Source organism: Streptomyces sp. NPDC051183 (assembly GCF_040682455.1).
Taxonomy (GTDB): domain Bacteria; phylum Actinomycetota; class Actinomycetes; order Streptomycetales; family Streptomycetaceae; genus Streptomyces.
This window is the reverse complement of sequence record NZ_JBFBBA010000015.1, coordinates 38093-53805: the sequence shown is the minus strand read 5'-3', so window position 1 is coordinate 53805 and position 15713 is coordinate 38093. Positions and strand designations below refer to the sequence as shown.

The 15713-nt window shown below is 72.7% G+C and carries 16 protein-coding genes and 1 pseudogene; 9 read left to right on the top strand and 8 right to left on the bottom strand.

The window, feature by feature from the left end:
• Positions 1–162: 162 nt before the first annotated feature.
• Positions 163–585 carry a hypothetical protein gene (locus AB0M99_RS15620; RefSeq protein WP_365920515.1) on the top strand — a complete coding sequence of 141 codons (423 nt, stop codon included), beginning with the start codon at positions 163–165 and terminating at the stop codon, positions 583–585.
• A gap of 22 nt (positions 586–607) precedes the next feature.
• Here AB0M99_RS15620 and mmuM read toward each other — a convergent pair whose 3' ends face one another.
• Both mmuM and AB0M99_RS15610 read right to left on the bottom strand, forming a co-directional pair.
• Entirely contained in the window at positions 608–1507 is a 900-nt protein-coding gene (gene mmuM / locus AB0M99_RS15615; protein WP_365920513.1) for a homocysteine S-methyltransferase, read from the bottom strand.
• 16 nt (positions 1508–1523) lie between these two features.
• Positions 1524–2447: an LLM class F420-dependent oxidoreductase gene (locus tag AB0M99_RS15610; protein WP_365920511.1), complete on the bottom strand. Its 924-nt coding sequence runs from the start codon at positions 2445–2447 to the stop codon at positions 1524–1526.
• 203 nt (positions 2448–2650) lie between these two features.
• Between AB0M99_RS15610 and AB0M99_RS15605 the strand changes: the two genes are divergently transcribed.
• On the top strand, positions 2651–2953 hold the full coding sequence (locus AB0M99_RS15605) for a hypothetical protein (protein ID WP_365920703.1): 303 nt from the start codon (positions 2651–2653) through the stop codon (positions 2951–2953).
• Between the two features lie 51 nt (positions 2954–3004).
• Here the strand turns inward: AB0M99_RS15605 and AB0M99_RS15600 are convergent, their stop codons facing one another.
• From AB0M99_RS15600 to AB0M99_RS15585, 4 genes are all read right to left on the bottom strand, one after another.
• A complete protein-coding gene (locus AB0M99_RS15600; RefSeq protein WP_365920509.1) occupies positions 3005–3490 on the bottom strand; it encodes a DUF6099 family protein in 486 nt (161 codons plus the stop codon).
• Positions 3491–3613: 123 nt separating this feature from the next.
• Positions 3614–4000, bottom strand: a complete 387-nt coding sequence (locus tag AB0M99_RS15595) for a nucleotide pyrophosphohydrolase (protein ID WP_365920507.1) — start codon at positions 3998–4000, stop codon at positions 3614–3616.
• Complete coding sequence (locus AB0M99_RS15590; protein WP_365920505.1) at positions 3997–5277, bottom strand: ATP-binding protein; 1281 nt, start codon at positions 5275–5277, stop codon at positions 3997–3999. The genes AB0M99_RS15595 and AB0M99_RS15590 overlap by 4 nt, the downstream gene beginning before the upstream one ends.
• 67 nt (positions 5278–5344) lie before the next feature.
• Positions 5345–5740, bottom strand: a complete 396-nt coding sequence (locus AB0M99_RS15585; RefSeq protein ID WP_365920503.1) for a cell division protein SepF — start codon at positions 5738–5740, stop codon at positions 5345–5347.
• Positions 5741–5912: 172 nt separating this feature from the next.
• On the opposite strand from AB0M99_RS15585, the gene AB0M99_RS15580 reads away from it, so the two are divergent.
• The 6 genes and pseudogenes from AB0M99_RS15580 to meaB all read left to right on the top strand — a co-directional run bounded on the left by AB0M99_RS15580 (position 5913) and on the right by meaB (position 13264).
• Positions 5913–6641, top strand: a complete 729-nt coding sequence (locus tag AB0M99_RS15580; RefSeq protein ID WP_365920501.1) for a DUF2470 domain-containing protein — start codon at positions 5913–5915, stop codon at positions 6639–6641.
• A 45-nt stretch (positions 6642–6686) separates the two neighbouring features.
• Positions 6687–7607 (top strand): NADP-dependent oxidoreductase, encoded by a 921-nt coding sequence (locus AB0M99_RS15575; protein WP_365920499.1) that lies wholly within the window; start codon positions 6687–6689, stop codon positions 7605–7607.
• An 18-nt stretch (positions 7608–7625) separates the two neighbouring features.
• A pseudogene (locus AB0M99_RS15570) lies at positions 7626–8084 on the top strand (ROK family protein); the annotation flags it as partial.
• Positions 8085–8146: 62 nt separating this feature from the next.
• Positions 8147–10078, top strand: a complete 1932-nt coding sequence (locus AB0M99_RS15565; protein ID WP_365920497.1) for a methylmalonyl-CoA mutase family protein — start codon at positions 8147–8149, stop codon at positions 10076–10078.
• A complete protein-coding gene (scpA, locus tag AB0M99_RS15560; protein WP_365920495.1) occupies positions 10075–12270 on the top strand; it encodes a methylmalonyl-CoA mutase in 2196 nt (731 codons plus the stop codon). The genes AB0M99_RS15565 and scpA overlap by 4 nt, the downstream gene beginning before the upstream one ends.
• Before the next feature lie 10 nt (positions 12271–12280).
• Positions 12281–13264, top strand: a complete 984-nt coding sequence (gene meaB / locus AB0M99_RS15555; protein ID WP_365920493.1) for a methylmalonyl Co-A mutase-associated GTPase MeaB — start codon at positions 12281–12283, stop codon at positions 13262–13264.
• Between the two features lie 70 nt (positions 13265–13334).
• Here meaB and AB0M99_RS15550 read toward each other — a convergent pair whose 3' ends face one another.
• Positions 13335–14336, bottom strand: coding sequence for an asparaginase (locus tag AB0M99_RS15550; RefSeq protein ID WP_365920491.1), 1002 nt, complete (start codon positions 14334–14336; stop codon positions 13335–13337).
• Positions 14337–14466: 130 nt separating this feature from the next.
• Here AB0M99_RS15550 and AB0M99_RS15545 point away from each other — a divergent pair, with 130 nt between their 5' ends.
• Positions 14467–14922, top strand: a complete 456-nt coding sequence (locus tag AB0M99_RS15545; RefSeq protein WP_365920489.1) for an Lrp/AsnC family transcriptional regulator — start codon at positions 14467–14469, stop codon at positions 14920–14922.
• Positions 14923–14961: 39 nt separating this feature from the next.
• Here AB0M99_RS15545 and AB0M99_RS15540 read toward each other — a convergent pair whose 3' ends face one another.
• Positions 14962–15624: a deoxynucleoside kinase gene (locus AB0M99_RS15540; protein WP_365920487.1), complete on the bottom strand. Its 663-nt coding sequence runs from the start codon at positions 15622–15624 to the stop codon at positions 14962–14964.
• Between the last annotated feature and the right edge of the window lie 89 nt (positions 15625–15713).

Sequence of the window (15713 nt, the reverse complement as noted above, 5' to 3'; positions counted from 1 at the left end):
GGCCAACGTGTTTTGTGTGCTCCGGGGCCAGTGGGCCGCGCGGGAGCGGGCGCAGGGGTGATGACGTATCAATCATGACAGGTCAGAGCGTGTTTTCGTAGGACCAAGGGCACAGTCGATTGCCCTTGTTTGGACCTGTGTGCGGCTTTCAGAATCTCCCTCATGAATCCCACGGAGAACATCAATCACGACGCCGTACTGCGAGCCCGGGTGGCGCTGCTCGGATCGGGGACGCTGCCGGTCCGGCAGCAGGTCGCCGCTTATCGCGTTCTCGTCCAGGTGAGTCCGTTGGCCTTCCTGCCCCTGCTGGCGGTCGCCCTGTTCGCGTACAGCCGCCAGGAGTTCACCGATCGGCCCGGCATAGCGCTCGCCCTGCGGGCCGAGTCCGTCGCCGCCGCGCGCCGGATGTGCGCGCTGGAGCCCGAGCGGACGCAGCTGCTCCTCACCTCGCTGGTCCACTACCGCGAACAGCTGGCCCTCATGGACCTGCCCGCGGAACTCGCCGCCGTGGAGGCGGAGATGACCGCACTCGTCGGGTCGGGCGGCGGGCTGACCAGCGTGCGCTGGGACACCAGCGGCGTGTAGCGGCGCCGCGGGCCGGGAGGGGTTACCGGCCCGCGGCCAGGTCCGCGATGCGGGGCGGGCCGACGCGGCAGCAGCCGCCGATGAGGCGGGCTCCGGAGCGCCGCCACGCGGCCGTCGGCCAGGGGACCTCGGCCCGCGGCGCGTGCCAGGTCCGCGTGGCGGCGTCCCAGACGGAGCCGTCGTTCGGGTAGGCGAGGAGCGGCTTTCGGGTGACCGGGGCCGCCGCTTCGAGGGCGGGCAGCACGTCCTCGGGGTCGCAGCAGTTGACCCCGAGCGCGATGACGCCCGGGGCTGCGGCCGCGAGGGCGAAAGCCTCGTGCAGTGGCTGGCCCGCCCTGGTGCGGCCGCCCGCGACGGTGTAGGAGAGCCAGGCGCGGGCGCCCGTCTCGGCGAGGACGGTGAGCAGGGCCTCTGCCTCGACGGTGTCCGGGACGGTCTCCAGGGCCAGTACGTCCGGCCCCGCGGCCAGCAGCGCTGCGATGCGGGGCCGGTGGAAGGCGGCCAGCTCCCGCACGCTCAGCCCGTACCGGCCGCGGTACTCGGAACCGTCCGCGAGCACCGCCCCGTACGGGCCCACGGAGGCGGCCACCCACACCTCGTGGTCCGCCGCCCGCGCCGCACGGTCGGCGAGGCGCACGCTGCGCCGCAGCAGGGCGGTGGTCCGCGGCCGGCCGTAGCCGTGCCGGGCGAAGGCCGCGTACCCCACCTGGTAGCTCGCGGTGATCAGCACCTCGGCGCCGGCCCGCGCGTACGCCGTGTGCGCGGCCGTCACCTGGTCCGGCCGTTCGGCGAGCACGCGGCCCGACCAGAGGTCGCCGGACAGGTCGCAGCCCTGGTCGGCGAGCTGGTTGCTCAGTCCGCCGTCGAGGGTCACGGTCCTGCGGGCCAGGGCCTCGGCGAGCGGGCCGGACGCGCGGGGCATCTTCCGGGTCCTCCCGTCAGCCGAGCCGGGACAGGACCTGGGCCGAGATCAGCTCCAGGTGGTCGAGGTCGTCGAGGTCGAGAAGCTGGAGGTAGATGCGGGAGGAGCCGATGGCACCGTAGGTGCCGATCTTCTCCACGACCTCGGCCGGGGAGCCCGCCAGACCGTTGGCCTTGAGCTCGTCCACGTCGCGGCCGATGGCGGCGGCCCGCCTGGCCACCTCGGCGTCGTTCTTGCCGACGCACACCACCAGGGCGTTGGAGTAGACGAGTTCGTCGGCCTTGCGGCCGGCCTCGGCGGCGGCCTCACGGACCCGGGCGAACTGCCTGCGGCTGTCCTCGACCGAGGCGAAGGGCATGTTGAACTCGTCCGCGTACCGGGCGGCGAGGCGCGGCGTGCGCCGCGCGCCGTGGCCGCCGATCAGGACGGGCACCTTGGCCTGGGCGGGCTTGGGCAGCGCCGGCGAGTTCTCCACCTGGTAGTGCCTGCCGGCGTAGTCGAAGGCGGCGCCGGGCTCGGTGGCCCACAGTCCGGTGACGATGGCCAGCTGTTCCTCCAGCCGGGCCATCCGCTCCGCCGGGAAGGGGATGCCGTACGCCTTGTGCTCCTCCTCGAACCAGCCCGCGCCCAGGCCCAGTTCGATCCGGCCGCCGGACATCTGGTCGACCTGCGCCACCTGGATGGCCAGTACGCCGGGCAGCCGGAAGGTGCCGGCCGTCATCAGCGTGCCGAGCCGGATCCGCTTGGTCTCGCGGGCGAGCCCCGCGAGGGTGATCCAGGCGTCGGTGGGACCGGGCAGGCCGTCCGCCGAGCCCATCCGCAGGTAGTGGTCGGAGCGGAAGAACGCGTCGAAGCCCAGGTCCTCGGTGGCCTTGGCGACGGTCAGAAGGGTGTCGTAGCCGGCGCCCTGCTGGGGCTCGGTGAATACGCGGAGATCCATGTCTCCCATCCTGCCCGTTCCACCCCGGCCGGGTGAATCTGTGTCAACCGGGCGGTCCACCCCCGGCCCCGCCAGTGACCAGCCCGGATGGGGATCGTTGGCTCGGACGGAGCCGGACCGCCCGGCCCGCGCGCCGGCGGCCCTTCGCCGGTGTGTCCACCGCCCCCTTCCGCCTCGGAAGGGCCAGGGCCGAGGAGGCCGCCATGTCCCAGGAGTCCGTGCCGGAAGCCCCCCGACATCTCCAACCGCTCCGACAGGACGGACAGACCGGACAGGCAGCGCACGACCATGCACGCCAGGAGTCCGCCGTACCCGCTCAGGGCGGCGCACCCAAGGGCCTGCTGCAGCAGATGGAAGAGCTGATGGCGGCGCTGAACGCCGACCTCTCGCAGCTCGACGCCGACCTCCAGTCCTCGACGGACCGCACCGCGGGCAGCCCTGACGCGCTGCCGGCCCCGGGGATCCGTACGCCCGAGGGCGAGCGCCCCTCCTACCGGTCGTACTGACCGCACGGGTCCCGCCGCGCGCGGCGGGACCCCGCCACGACGCGCCGGTGCTCAGGCCACGCCGGTCGCCGACCCCCGTTCGCGGACGGTCAGCCGGCGCAGGATCGCCCGTACCCGATCGCTCGACTCGTCGGCCGCGTCTATCGACTCGATGCACTGCCAGTACAGGCCTTCGTCGTCCGTCCCGCAGGCCACCCCGACCAGGGCTATGCCCACTTCGCCGAGCAGCGCCTGGAGTCCGAGCAGCGCCTGCCGGACGTCCGCCACCCCGGTCAGCTGCGCCGCCCGCGGCGGATGTTCGGGCGCGATGCCCTCGCCGAGCAGGGCCGCTCTGTCGAGCACCCCGCAGCCTCTGCCCCCTGCTTCACCCAGCCCCCGTGCCTCCGCTCTCAGCTCCGGCGGCCCGGTGACCGCCAGCCAGCTCCCTATTCCCTGCGCGAGGGCCTGTGCCTGCCAGGCCTCGCCCACGATGTCCCACGCAGCCCCGCTCTGTGCCAGCGCGTGCCGGCCGGCCGCGATGAGCCGTACCGCATCCATATGCCGTCCCCCGTCCGCACGACATCCGCCGTTCTCACCACTACCCAGAGTGAGGGCAACGAACCAGTAAAGCCAGGGGTATTCGGAAATCTGTGGACACAAACATGGTTGTGGACGACGCCATCACTCCGAAGAGTGACGATTCGGTGTCCAATCACCCGGCGCCGGAAAGCGGAGCTCGTTCCTCTCGATCTTCGCGGCGAGCGCATCCAGCACATCCACCCCTAGGACCTCACAGAATTGCAGCAGATACGCGAGCACGTCTGCCACCTCATCGGCAACTCTGTGTGCGGTTTCGGGCTGTTCCATGACCCTGGCCGACTGTTCCGGCGTCAGCCACTGGAAGATCTCGACCAGTTCGGCCGCCTCCACGCTCAACGCCGCGGCCAGATTCTTGGGCGTGTGGTACGGCTCCCAGCCGCGCGCCGCCGCGAACTGCGCGAGCCGCCGCTGGAGTCGGTCCAGGCGCTCGTCGGGCCGGGCTTCAGGGGTGTCCCGCATGTCGTTCATGCCGACAGGTCTACCACCGACACCCCCGGGAGATCCCGGGCGGCCGCCGCGCACGCCTCCCCCACCGATGCCACCAGCCGGACGTGCCCGCGCCCGCACGCCAGCCGGGCCAGTCGCAGCAGCTCGGCGCTCTGCCGCCGGTCCAGGTCCCGGTCCAGGCCGTCGGCCAGTACGGTCAGCGCCTGCCGCGCGGACAGCAGTTCGGCGGCCGGGTCCATGGCCAGCACCCCCGGCCCGGTCAGCAGGACCAGCGCCAGCGCCAGGAAGCGGAGCTCGCCCGCGCCGAGCCGGCCCAGTTCCGTGCCGGGCCGGCCGGGGCCCCGGTCCAGCAGCGCGGTGACGGGGCCTTCCGCGGGAGCCCGTACGTCCAGCGCCGCCACCGGGCCCGCGCAGCCGGTACGGGCCGCCTCGGTCAGCAGCGTGTGGCGGGTGCCGCACTCGCCGCGGGTCCGGCGCAGTACGTCGGCCAGGTTCGCGCAGTCGCCCAGCAGCCGCCCCCACCCCGGCGGCACTGGCGCCCGCATCCGCTCCGGGCGGGGGTCGCAGGGGAACACCGAGCGCAGCGCCACCACCACCTGCTCGGCGGCGGCCAGCACCTGCCGCTGCCCGGCCGTGGCGCCGGCGACGCGCAGCGGGAGCATCGCCGTACCGAGCCGGTCGTCGGGCAGCGGGGCCCTGGTGACCCCGGTGGCGCCGCCGGTCAGCCAGGCGGCCTGGACGGATCGCCGGCCGGGGTCGCGCAGCGCGGTGCTGAGCAGGATCTGCCCGTCCACCGAGAGCCGTTCGCCGACGATCCGCAGCGTCGGCTCGGCCTGCACGGCGAGGTCGAGCCGGACCGGCCCGGCGGGCCCGTCGACGGTGCAGCCGATGCGGAAGCCGCGGCGCCGCTCGGCGTCGGGCACGGCGCGGTCCGGGATCAGGGCGCGCGCGTCCGGGAAGGCCTGCTCCAGGGTGGCGCCCGAGCCCAGGGTCGCGAGGGCCCCGTAGGCCTCCAGGGCCTGGGACTTGCCGCTGCCGCTCGGCCCGGCGAACAGGGTGACGGGCCCGAGCGGGAAGACGGCCCCGCGGTGCGAGGCGTAGGCGGAGAGCCGTAACTGCGTCACCGCGGGCCGGTGGTGGACCGTGGCGTCCGGCGGCGCGGCCGGATCCGGGAGCGGGGTCGCGGCGCCCGAGGTCGTGGCGTCCGGGGCGGCGGCGTCCAAGGTGGTGGCGTCCAAGGTGGTGGCGTCCAAGGTGGTGGCGTCCAAGGTGGTGGCGTCCAAGGTGGTGGCGTCCATGCGCCGGACGGTACGGCCCGCCGGAGCCCCCGGGGGCCCGCCGAACCGTTCCCTCGCCGCGACCTTCCTACGATCGGGGGACGGCCGCGGCCGCGATCCCCTCGACCTCGGTGCCGACGGGCGCCAGCAGGAAGACGTTCCGGTCGACCCGGTGCATCCCGCTGCCCAGCCCGAAGACCACGCCGCTGCTGAAGTCCAGGATCCGCTTCGCCACTTCGCTGTCCGCGCCGGTGAGGTCGAGCAGCACCGGGATCTGCGCGATCAGGTACTCGGCCACCTCCCGGGCGTCCGCGAAGATCTGGACCCGGATCACCACGAAGCGCCGCTGCTCCGCCGCCACCGCTCCGGGAGCCGTGGAGATCGTGCGGTGGTCCACCCGGGAGGGCCATTCGTTGCGGCTGCGCAGGGGGACCACCTGGGCGAGCCCCTCCCACTGCTCGTCGGTGACGTCGTACCTGCTCACCGGGCCGCCTCGGCCGTGCGCTTCATGTGCATCCCCCCATCCTCTCGTGTTTCACCCGTTCAGCCCAACAGCGACACGAGGCACCTGTCACCCCGTCCACTACCCCGGGACCTGACGGATGGGTTAGGTTAGGCATACCTAAGTAACCACTCGGGACGATGGAGAGATCCTCATGCGCAAGTCCGGCCCCCCTGCCACCCCGGCCGACCACCCCGCGCCCGCCGCCGCCCGGCCCACCGACGCCGAGCGGGTCCGGTCGGTCCTGGCCGCCGCGCACTCGATGACCGTGGTCACCGACGGACTGCGCACCGAGGTCCGCCACCTCGACGGCTCCGACCCCCTCGGCCGGCTGCACCTGCACCCCGCCGAGCCGGGCGGCCACGCCGAGCACCGGCCCGCCATCCGGCTGGAGTTCACGGACATCGCCCCCACCCCCGTTCGCGACCGGGTGCGCGCCCGGGTCACGCTGCTGGGCCGGCTGCTGACCCCGTACACCGAGGAGGGCGCCGACTCCACCTGCGTGGAATTCGGCCGCGCCGTGCTGGAGACCGGGGACGGCCGCTCGTACGTCGGCCTCGACGAGCTGGACGCCGCCTGCCCCGACCCGCTGGCCCCGTACGAGGCGGGCATGCTCACCCACCTCCTCGACGACCACGCCGAACTGGTCACCCTGCTGCTGCGCCTGGTCCGGCCGGTGCCCGTCACCGCCGTCGTCCGCGCGCTGCCGGTCGCCATGGACCGGTACGGGATCACCCTGCGGCTGGAGCAGCACCGCGGGCACCACGACGTACGGCTGCCCTTCCCCTCACCCCTGGACGACGTGGAGCAGTCCGGGGCGCAGATCCAGGCCCTGCTCAGCGCGGCCCGCCGGCGCTCGCACCGCAACACCCTGCCGGCGTGAGGCGGGACGCGGAATAGCCGGGGGCGGCGTCCCGTTGGGGTGATCATGAAGGCCATCACATACAGCGCATACGGAACTGCCGACGCCCTCGAGCTCGTTGACGTACCGGAGCCCAAGGTCGGCCCCGGCGAGGTGCTCGTCCGCGTCAAGGCCGCGGGCGTCAACCCGGTGGACTGGAAGCTCGCCGCCGGGTACCTCGACCCGATCCTGGAAGTCCGCTACCCCGTCATACCCGGCTGGGACGTGGCCGGAGTCGTCGAGGCCGTCGGCGCCGACACCTTCGACTACGCCGTCGGGGACGAGGTGTACGGGTACGTCCGCAAGGAGTGGGTGGAGCTCGGCACCTACGCCGAGCTGGTCTCCGCCCCCGTCCGCACCCTCGCGCGCAAGCCGCGCTCGCTGACCTTCGAGCAGGCCGCGGGGATCCCGCTGGCCGGCCTCACCGCCTACCAGTCGCTCACCCGGGTGGGCCTCAAGGCCGGCGAGACCGTGCTCATCCACTCCGCCGCCGGCGGCACCGGCTCCTTGGGCGTGCAGATCGCCGTCGCGCTCGGCCTGCGGGTCATCGGTACGGCGGGCGCCCACAACCACGACTACCTGCGCTCCCTCGGCGCCGAGCCGGTCCTCTACGGCGAGGGCCTGGCGGACCGGGTCCGCGAGCTGGCACCCGAAGGCATCGACGCGGGCCTGGACTTCTACGGGGACGGGGTCGTCGAGACCCTCCAGTCCCTCGTCAAGGAGCGCGCCCGGGTGGTCTCCATCGCCGACTACGAAGCCGCCGCCAAGGGCGCGCACCAGCTGTGGGTGCGCCCGGACACCACCGACCTGACCTTCCTGGCGAAGCTGGCCGAGGAGGGCGCGCTCACGGTCAACGTGGAACACGCGCTGCCGCTCGCCGAGGCGGCCAAGGCCTGGGAGCTGAGCGCCTCGGGCCGCACCCGCGGCAAGATCGTCCTGACCGTCTGAGCGCTCCGGGGCCCGGGCGCGGCCGCCGGTGACGTCGCGCACCTCCCGGTGCCCGGTTCGCGGACCCCGTGCACGTGTGGACGTACCGGCTGCCTCCGGGCGACCGTCTCCGACACCGTCCTCGGCGCCGAGGCGGTGCGCCGCGGCATCGTCCCGGACCCCTCCGTCAACCTCCTCGTGGACGCGGCCGCCACCGGCGACCCCCGCGCCGACCGGCTGCTGCGCGAGCGGGCGCGGGCGGTGGGCCGGGCCGCGGCCCTCCTCCTCGACGTGTTCAACCCGGCCGTCATGGTGATCACGGAGCTCTCCAGCGTGCTGGACGAGGACTACCTCGCCGAGATCCGCCGGGCGGCCGGAGACTCCGAGCGCTACGGGCAGCGCACAGTCGGCCCGCACGCCGGACCCGCCGTGCTGCCCGTGGCCGCCGCGACCGTACTGCTCGGTCCGCTCTTTCGTGACCCCTCCCGTCTCACATGAGAGGGGGAGATCACATCCGATGGTTATAGGCGCGCTTCGGGGACCCCCCTAACATTCGAGCCATGACGGTCCTGCCTGATGACGGGCTCTCCTTGGCCGCCGAATTCCCTGACGCGACGCATGAGCAGTGGCAGCGCCTGGTAGAGGGCGTGCTGCGCAAGTCGGGCAAGGAAGTTTCCGGCGAGGCAGCGGAAGACGCGTTGTCCACGAAGCTTGAGGACGGGCTCACCACCCGCCCGCTGTACACCGCACCCGCGACGGCCGAGGACACCGGCCCCGGCGGGGACGAAGGCGTTCCCGGGTCTCCGGGGAGCGCGGCGTCCGCCGCGTCCTCCGCCTTTGCTGCATTCCCAGGGTTTGCCCCCTTCGTACGGGGCGGCAGGCCCGAAGGCAACGCCGCCACCGGCTGGGACGTACGCCAGCGGCTCCTCGGCACCGATCCCGTACGGGTGAACGAGGCGGTCCTCGCCGACCTGGAGAACGGCGTCACCTCGCTGTGGCTCACCGTCGGCGCCGGCGGCCTCCCGGTCGACGCGCTCCCCCGCGCCCTGGCCGGGGTCTACCTCGACCTCGCGCCCGTCTCCCTCGACGCCGGCGCCGAATACGCCGACGCCGCCCGCGCGTTGCTGCGCCTGTACGCCGAGCGCGAGGTGGCCCCCTCGGCCGCCCGGGCCTCCTTGGGTGCCGACCCGCTGGGCCACGAGGCCCGTACGGGCGAGCGGCTCGACCCCGCCGAAGCCGTCGAGCTGGCCCGGACGGCCGCCGCCGACTGGCCCGGCGTCCGCGCCCTGACCGCCGACGCGCTCCCGTACCACGAGGCCGGCGGCTCCGCGGGCCAGGAACTGGGCCTGTCCCTGGCCACCGGCGTGGCCTACCTGCGCGCCCTCACCGAGGGCGGGCTGGGCATCGAAGCGGCCCTCGGCCAGCTGGAGTTCCGCTACGCCGCCACCGCGGACCAGTTCCTCACCATCGCCAAGTTCCGCGCCGCCCGCCGCCTGTGGGCCCGCGTCGCCGAGGCCTGCGGGGCCACGGAAGCCGGTGCGCAGCACCAGCACGCAGTGACCTCGCCGGTGATGATGACCCGTCGCGACCCCTGGGTGAACATGCTGCGCACCACCGTCGCCTGCATGGCGGCGGGCGTGGGCGGCGCGGACTCGGTCACCGTGCTCCCCTTCGACCACGAACTGGGCCTGCCGGACGCCTTCGCCCGCCGCATCGCGCGCAACACCTCCACCATCCTGCTGGAGGAGTCGCACCTGGCCCGCGTCATCGACCCCGCCGGCGGCTCCTACTACGTGGAGCAGCTCACCGACGAACTCGCGCACGCCGCCTGGGAGTTCTTCCAGACGATCGAGAAGTCCGGCGGTCTGGCCGCCGCCCTGCGTTCCGGGCTGGTCGCCGACCGCCTCGCCGCCACCTGGGCCGAGCGTTCCGCCAAGCTGGCCAAGCGCCGCGAGCCGATCACCGGCGTCAGCGAGTTCCCGCTGCTGTCGGAGAAGCCGGTCGTACGCGAACCCGCACCGCCGCTGCCCACCGGCGGGCTGCCCCGCGTACGGCGCGACGAGGCGTACGAGGCGCTGCGCGCACGCAGCGACGCGCACCTGGCCGCGACCGGCGCCCGCCCGAGGATCTTCCTCGCGGCGCTGGGCCCGGCGGCCGCCCACACGGCCCGCGCCACCTTCACCTCGAACCTGTTCCAGTCGGGCGGCGTCACACCGGTGCACGACCCCGTCTCGGTGGACCCGCAGAGCGCCGCGGCTGCCTACGCGGCGAGCGGCGCGGACGGCATGGCCGTGCTGTGCTCCAGCGACGCCCTGTACGAGGAGCAGGCCGAGGCGGTGTCCGCCGCCCTGCGCGCGGCGGGTGCCACGACCGTGTTCCTCGCCGGCCGGCCCGGCACCGCCGGGCAGGCCGCGGACGAGTACGTCTTCGCCGGCTGCGACGCCGTCGCCGTGCTGTCCTCCGTTCTCGACCGGATGGGAGTCGCGTCTTGAGCGGCACCGGTATCCCCGATTTCTCCGGGCTCGCGCTGAACGGCGCCGCCCCCGCGGCCGGTTCCCAGGAGCAGTGGCGCGCGGCGGTGAAGGAGTCCACGGGCACCGCCCCGGGCGATCTGCTGTGGGAGACCCCCGAGGGCATCGGCGTACAGCCGCTGTACACCGGCAGGGATCTGGAGGGCCTGGACTTCCTCAACACGTACCCGGGCGTGGCCCCGTACCTGCGCGGCCCGTACCCGACGATGTACGTCAACCAGCCCTGGACGATCCGGCAGTACGCGGGCTTCTCCACGGCCGAGGAGTCCAACGCCTTCTACCGCCGCAACCTCGCGGCCGGCCAGAAGGGCCTGTCGATCGCCTTCGACCTGCCGACGCACCGCGGCTACGACAGCGATCACCCGCGCGTGACCGGCGACGTCGGCATGGCGGGCGTGGCGATCGACTCGATCTACGACATGCGCCAGCTGTTCGACGGCATTCCGCTGGACAGGATGACGGTGTCGATGACGATGAACGGCGCGGTGCTGCCGGTCCTCGCGCTGTACATCGTGGCGGCGGAGGAGCAGGGCGTCTCCCCCGACAAGCTCGCCGGGACCATCCAGAACGACATCCTCAAAGAGTTCATGGTCCGCAACACCTACATCTACCCGCCCAAGCCCTCGATGCGGATCATCTCCGACATCTTCGCGTTCACCTCGCAGAAGATGCCGCGGTACAACTCGATCTCCATCTCCGGCTACCACATCCAGGAAGCCGGGGCGACGGCCGACCTGGAGCTGGCGTACACCCTCGCCGACGGCGTGGAGTACCTGCGGGCCGGGCAGGCCGTCGGGCTGGACGTGGACGCGTTCGCGCCGCGCCTTTCGTTCTTCTGGGCGATCGGCATGAACTTCTTCATGGAGGTCGCGAAGCTGCGCGCCGCCCGCCTGCTCTGGGCCCGGCTGGTCAAGCAGTTCGACCCGAAGAACGCCAAGTCCCTTTCGCTGCGCACCCATTCGCAGACCTCGGGCTGGTCGCTGACGGCGCAGGACGTCTTCAACAACGTCACGCGCACGTGCATCGAGGCGATGGCGGCGACGCAGGGCCACACCCAGTCGCTGCACACCAACGCCCTCGACGAGGCCCTGGCGCTGCCGACGGACTTCTCGGCGCGCATCGCCCGCAACACCCAGCTGCTGCTCCAGCAGGAGTCGGGGACCTGCCGCTCGATCGACCCGTGGGGCGGCAGCGCGTACGTCGAGAAGCTGACGTACGACCTGGCGCGCCGGGCCTGGCAGCACATCGAGGAGGTCGAGGCGGCCGGCGGCATGGCGCAGGCCATCGACGCGGGCATCCCGAAGCTGCGCGTGGAGGAGGCCGCGGCCCGTACCCAGGCGCGGATCGACTCCGGCCGGCAGCCGGTGATCGGCGTGAACAAGTACCGGGTGGAGAGCGACGAGGCGATCGACGTCCTGAAGGTCGACAACTCCGCGGTGCGCAGCCAGCAGATCGCCAAGCTGCGGCGGCTGCGCGAGGAGCGCGACGAGGCGGTCACCCAGGACACCCTGCGGGCGCTGACGAACGCGGCCGAGCGCGGGGAGGGCAACCTGCTGGCGCTGGCGGTGGACGCGGCGCGCGCCAAGGCGACGGTCGGTGAGATCTCCGACGCACTGGAGAAGGTGTACGGGCGGCACGCGAGCCAGATCCGTACGATCTCGGGTGTGTACCGAACCGAGGCAGGCGAGTCCCCGTCCCTGGAGCGCACGCGTGCGCTCATCAACCGGTTCGAGGAGGCGGAGGGCCGCCGTCCGCGCATCCTGGTCTGCAAGATGGGCCAGGACGGCCACGACCGCGGCCAGAAGGTGATCGCGACGGCCTTCGCCGACCTGGGCTTCGACGTGGACGTCGGCCCGCTGTTCCAGACCCCGGCGGAGGTGGCCCGCCAGGCCGTCGAGGCGGACGTCCACGTGGTGGGCGTCTCGTCGCTGGCGGCCGGCCACCTGACCCTCGTACCGGCGCTGCGCGAGCAGTTGGCGGAGGAGGGCCGCGAGGACATCATGATCGTCGTGGGTGGGGTCATCCCGCCCGCGGACGTGCCCACGCTCCTGGAGATGGGGGCGACGGCGGTGTTCCCGCCCGGCACGGTCATCCCGGACGCGGCGCACGACCTGGTGGCGCGGCTCGCCGCGGACCTGGGCCACGAGCTGTAGGCGGCGGCCGGTGCCGAAGATCGACATCGAGGCCTACGCGAAAGGGGTGCTCGACGGGAAGCGCGCGTTCATCGCACGCGCCATCACCCTCGTCGAGTCCACCCTGCCCGCGCACCGGCCGCTGGCCCAGCAGCTCCTGACCGAGCTGCTCCCCCACTCGGGGCGGGCCCGGCGCATCGGGATCAGCGGTGTGCCCGGGGTGGGCAAGTCCACGTTCATCGACGCGTTCGGCACGATGCTGACGGCGCTGGGTCACCGGGTGGCGGTGCTGGCCGTCGACCCGTCGTCGACGCGTACGGGCGGCTCCATCCTGGGCGACAAGACCCGGATGGAACGCCTCTCCGTCGACCCGGCGGCCTTCGTACGCCCCTCGCCCTCCGCCGGAACACTGGGCGGGGTCGCGAAGGCTACGCGCGAGTCGATGATCGTGATGGAGGCGGCGGGCTACGACGTGGTCCTCGTCGAGACGGTCGGTGTCGGCCAGTCGGAGACGACGGTGGCGGGGATGGTCGACTCCTTCCTCCTCCTGTCCCTGGCCCGCACGGGCGACCAGCTCCAGGGCATCAAGAAGGGCGTGCTGGAGCTGGCCGACGTGCTGGCGGTGAACAAGGCGGACGGCCCGCACGAGCGGGACGCGAAGGCCGCCGCGCGCGAACTGTCGGGCGCGCTGCGCCTGATGCACCCGGCCGACGCGGCCTGGACCCCGCCGGTCCTGACGTGCAGCGCACGGGAGTCGGCGGGTCTGAACGAGGTCTGGAACCGGCTGGAGCAGCACCGCCGGCTGCTGGACGCGGGCGGCCGGCTGGCGGCCAAGCGGGCGTCCCAGCAGGTGGAGTGGACCTGGTCGATGGTCCGCGAGGAACTCCTGGAGCGGCTGCGCGCCAGCCCCGCGGTACGGGACCTCGCGCCGGCCCTGGAAGCCTCGGTGCGGGCGGGCGAGGTGACGGCCACCTCGGCGGCGGACCAGATCCTGACGGCCTTCGGCCGGAGCTGATCCCTGCCGGGGGCGCTGCCGAAAGGCGGCGGCCCCGGCCGAGCTCCGGCCCCGGCCGACCCCGCAGGGGTCAGGCGTCGACCAGGACCGATCCGGCCGCGCCGAGCACCTCGCGCAGGACGCGGCCCTGCTCCACCACGTCGTCGGAGGCGAGCAGCGCGGCCAGTACCGCGATCCGCGCCTGCCCGGCCCGCAGGGTCCCCGTCGGGGCGGCACCGGCCGCGACCAGGTCCACGGCGCCGCCGTGCGTGTAGATCTCGGTGACCGGCCCGGCCGCGACCCGGGTGGTCAGCGCGACCAACACCCCGCGGGCGACGGCGGCCTCGACGGCCTCCACGATCTCCGGGGTGGCATTGCCCGCGCCCGTCCCGACGAGCACGATCCCCCGCGCCCCGGCCGCGACGGCGGCGTTCAGCAGGACGGCGTCCCCGTCGGCGTGGTGCACGACCACGTCGACCCGCGGCGGCAGCTCCGGCATCGCGGGCAGCGCGAGCGCCGCCGGCCGCTGGGGCGTCCGCAGCACGGTGACCTTGCCGAAGCCGACCTTGCCCAGCAGTTCCTTCGAGGGGTCGGCGAACGCGTCGAGCGCCACGGCCTGCGTCTTCACGGTCCCGCGGGCCGCGTGCACCCGGCCGGCGAACGCGACCAGCACGCCCAGGCCCCGTACCGTCGCGGCGGTCAGCAGCGCGTCGTACAGATTGCCGGGACCGTCCCCGTCCGCCGTGCCCATGGGCCGCTGGGAGCCGGTGAACACCACGGGGCGGGCGTCGTGGTGGTGCAGGTCGACCAGGAACGCCGACTCCTCCAGGGTGTCGGTGCCGTGCGTGACGACGATGCCGTCCACGCCCGGGTCCGCGAGCACCTCGTGCACGGTGCGCAGGAGGGTGAGCTGGTGGGCGGTCGTCAGGCGGGGGCTGTTCACGCTGAACAGGTCCACGACCTCGACGGTGATGCCCTCGGGAAGCGGTGCGGTCGCGATGACCTCGCTCCCGGCGGCGTCGGCGGCGAAGCCGGATCCCTGCCAGCGGCTGGCTATCGTGCCGCCGGTGCTGATGACGACGATGCGTCCCATGGCCGCCCTTCCCTCACATCACATAGAGGTCGTACAGATTTTCTACAGAGAGCAATGGTAGGCGGTTCAACACGCAATGTGATTGCGACTATCGCCCGGTACGCAATACATGGTGATGAATAATTGCGCCATGGACGCCATCGACAGAGATATCTTGCGTGAGCTCCAGGCCGATGGCCGGCTCAGCAACCAGGAGCTGGCCGCGCGCGTGGGCCTGACCCCTTCCCCCTGCATGCGCCGCGTCCGCCAGCTCGAACAGGACGGGGTCATCCAGGGCTACCGTGCGGTGATCTCCCCCGAGGCGGTCGGACGCGGCTTCGAGGTGCTGGTCTCCGTCGAGGTCCGCCGCGACCGGGAGGCGGTCGAGGCGTTCGAGTCCGCGCTCCAGGACATCCCCGACGTCATCGAGGCCTACCGCCTCTTCGGCAGCCCGGGCTGCCTGCTGCGCATCGCGGTCGCGGACCTGCGCGCGTACGAACGCCTCTGGATCGAGAAGCTGACGGCCCTCTCCGGCGTCACCGAGGTCAACTCCCAGATCATCATGAAGCGCATCAAACCCCACACGGGCCTGCCGGTGGACGGCTGACCTCGGCCGTACCGTCCACCGCACCCGCCGCGGAGCGGCTCAGCCCCGGCGTCGCGCCGCCGCGAGGGCGTCCCTGACCTCCTGCGCCACGCGGGCCGCGTCCTCGGGGTTGTTCACGACGTCCGTGCAGTTCATGTCGACGACGAGGACGTCGCTGGCCGAGTAGTGCTTGTGCACCCAGTCGTCATAGCCGGACCACAGCGTCCGGTAGTACTCGACCAGGCTCTCGTCCTGCTCGAAATCGCGGCCCCGCAGCCCGATGCGGTGCAGCACCGTCTCGAAGTCCGCCTTGAGGTAGACCATGAGATCGGGCGCCTTGCGGTACGGCAGGCCGTCGATCTCGCGCATCATCTCCTGGAGCAGCCCCTCGTAGACCTGCATCTCGAGGGAGCTGATCCGGCCCAGCTCGTGATTGACCTTGGCGAAGTACCAGTCCTCGTAGATGGACCGGTCGAGGACGTTGTCGCCCTGCTTGTACGCCTCCTTGATCGCGGCGAACCGCGTCTGGAGGAAGTAGAGCTGGAGCAGGAAGGGGTAGCGCTTGGCCTGGATCTCCTCGGGGCTCGCCGTGTAGAAGAGCGGCAGGATCGGGTTGTCTTCCACGCTCTCGTAGAAGACTTCGCTGCCGAGCTCCTTGGCGAGGAGCTCGGCCACGCTCGTCTTGCCGATCCCGATCATGCCTCCGACGCAGATCACTGCCATACCTCACTTCTCCCTGGGGGTCTTCTTTTCACGGGCGGGTGCACTGGGCGCCCCACACCACAGGGACGTGAGCCGCGGCCGATCGATTC

Bases quoted from the DNA above. Each gene is read 5' to 3' on its own strand.
- AB0M99_RS15580 (WP_365920501.1), top strand. From the start codon at position 5,913: ATGCGCAAGTCCGGCCCCCCTGCCACCCCGGCCGACCACCCCGCGCCC.
- AB0M99_RS15540 (WP_365920487.1), bottom strand. From the start codon at position 15,624: ATGGCAGTGATCTGCGTCGGAGGCATGATCGGGATCGGCAAGACGAGC.
- AB0M99_RS15605 (WP_365920703.1), top strand. From the start codon at position 2,651: ATGTCCCAGGAGTCCGTGCCGGAAGCCCCCCGACATCTCCAACCGCTC.
- AB0M99_RS15610 (WP_365920511.1), bottom strand. From the start codon at position 2,447: ATGGATCTCCGCGTATTCACCGAGCCCCAGCAGGGCGCCGGCTACGAC.
- AB0M99_RS15600 (WP_365920509.1), bottom strand. From the start codon at position 3,490: ATGGATGCGGTACGGCTCATCGCGGCCGGCCGGCACGCGCTGGCACAG.
- AB0M99_RS15590 (WP_365920505.1), bottom strand. From the start codon at position 5,277: ATGGACGCCACCACCTTGGACGCCACCACCTTGGACGCCACCACCTTG.
- AB0M99_RS15550 (WP_365920491.1), bottom strand. From the start codon at position 14,336: ATGGGACGCATCGTCGTCATCAGCACCGGCGGCACGATAGCCAGCCGC.
- AB0M99_RS15575 (WP_365920499.1), top strand. From the start codon at position 6,687: ATGAAGGCCATCACATACAGCGCATACGGAACTGCCGACGCCCTCGAG.
- AB0M99_RS15595 (WP_365920507.1), bottom strand. From the start codon at position 4,000: ATGAACGACATGCGGGACACCCCTGAAGCCCGGCCCGACGAGCGCCTG.
- AB0M99_RS15545 (WP_365920489.1), top strand. From the start codon at position 14,467: ATGGACGCCATCGACAGAGATATCTTGCGTGAGCTCCAGGCCGATGGC.
- AB0M99_RS15620 (WP_365920515.1), top strand. From the start codon at position 163: ATGAATCCCACGGAGAACATCAATCACGACGCCGTACTGCGAGCCCGG.
- mmuM (WP_365920513.1), bottom strand. From the start codon at position 1,507: ATGCCCCGCGCGTCCGGCCCGCTCGCCGAGGCCCTGGCCCGCAGGACC.
- AB0M99_RS15565 (WP_365920497.1), top strand. From the start codon at position 8,147: ATGACGGTCCTGCCTGATGACGGGCTCTCCTTGGCCGCCGAATTCCCT.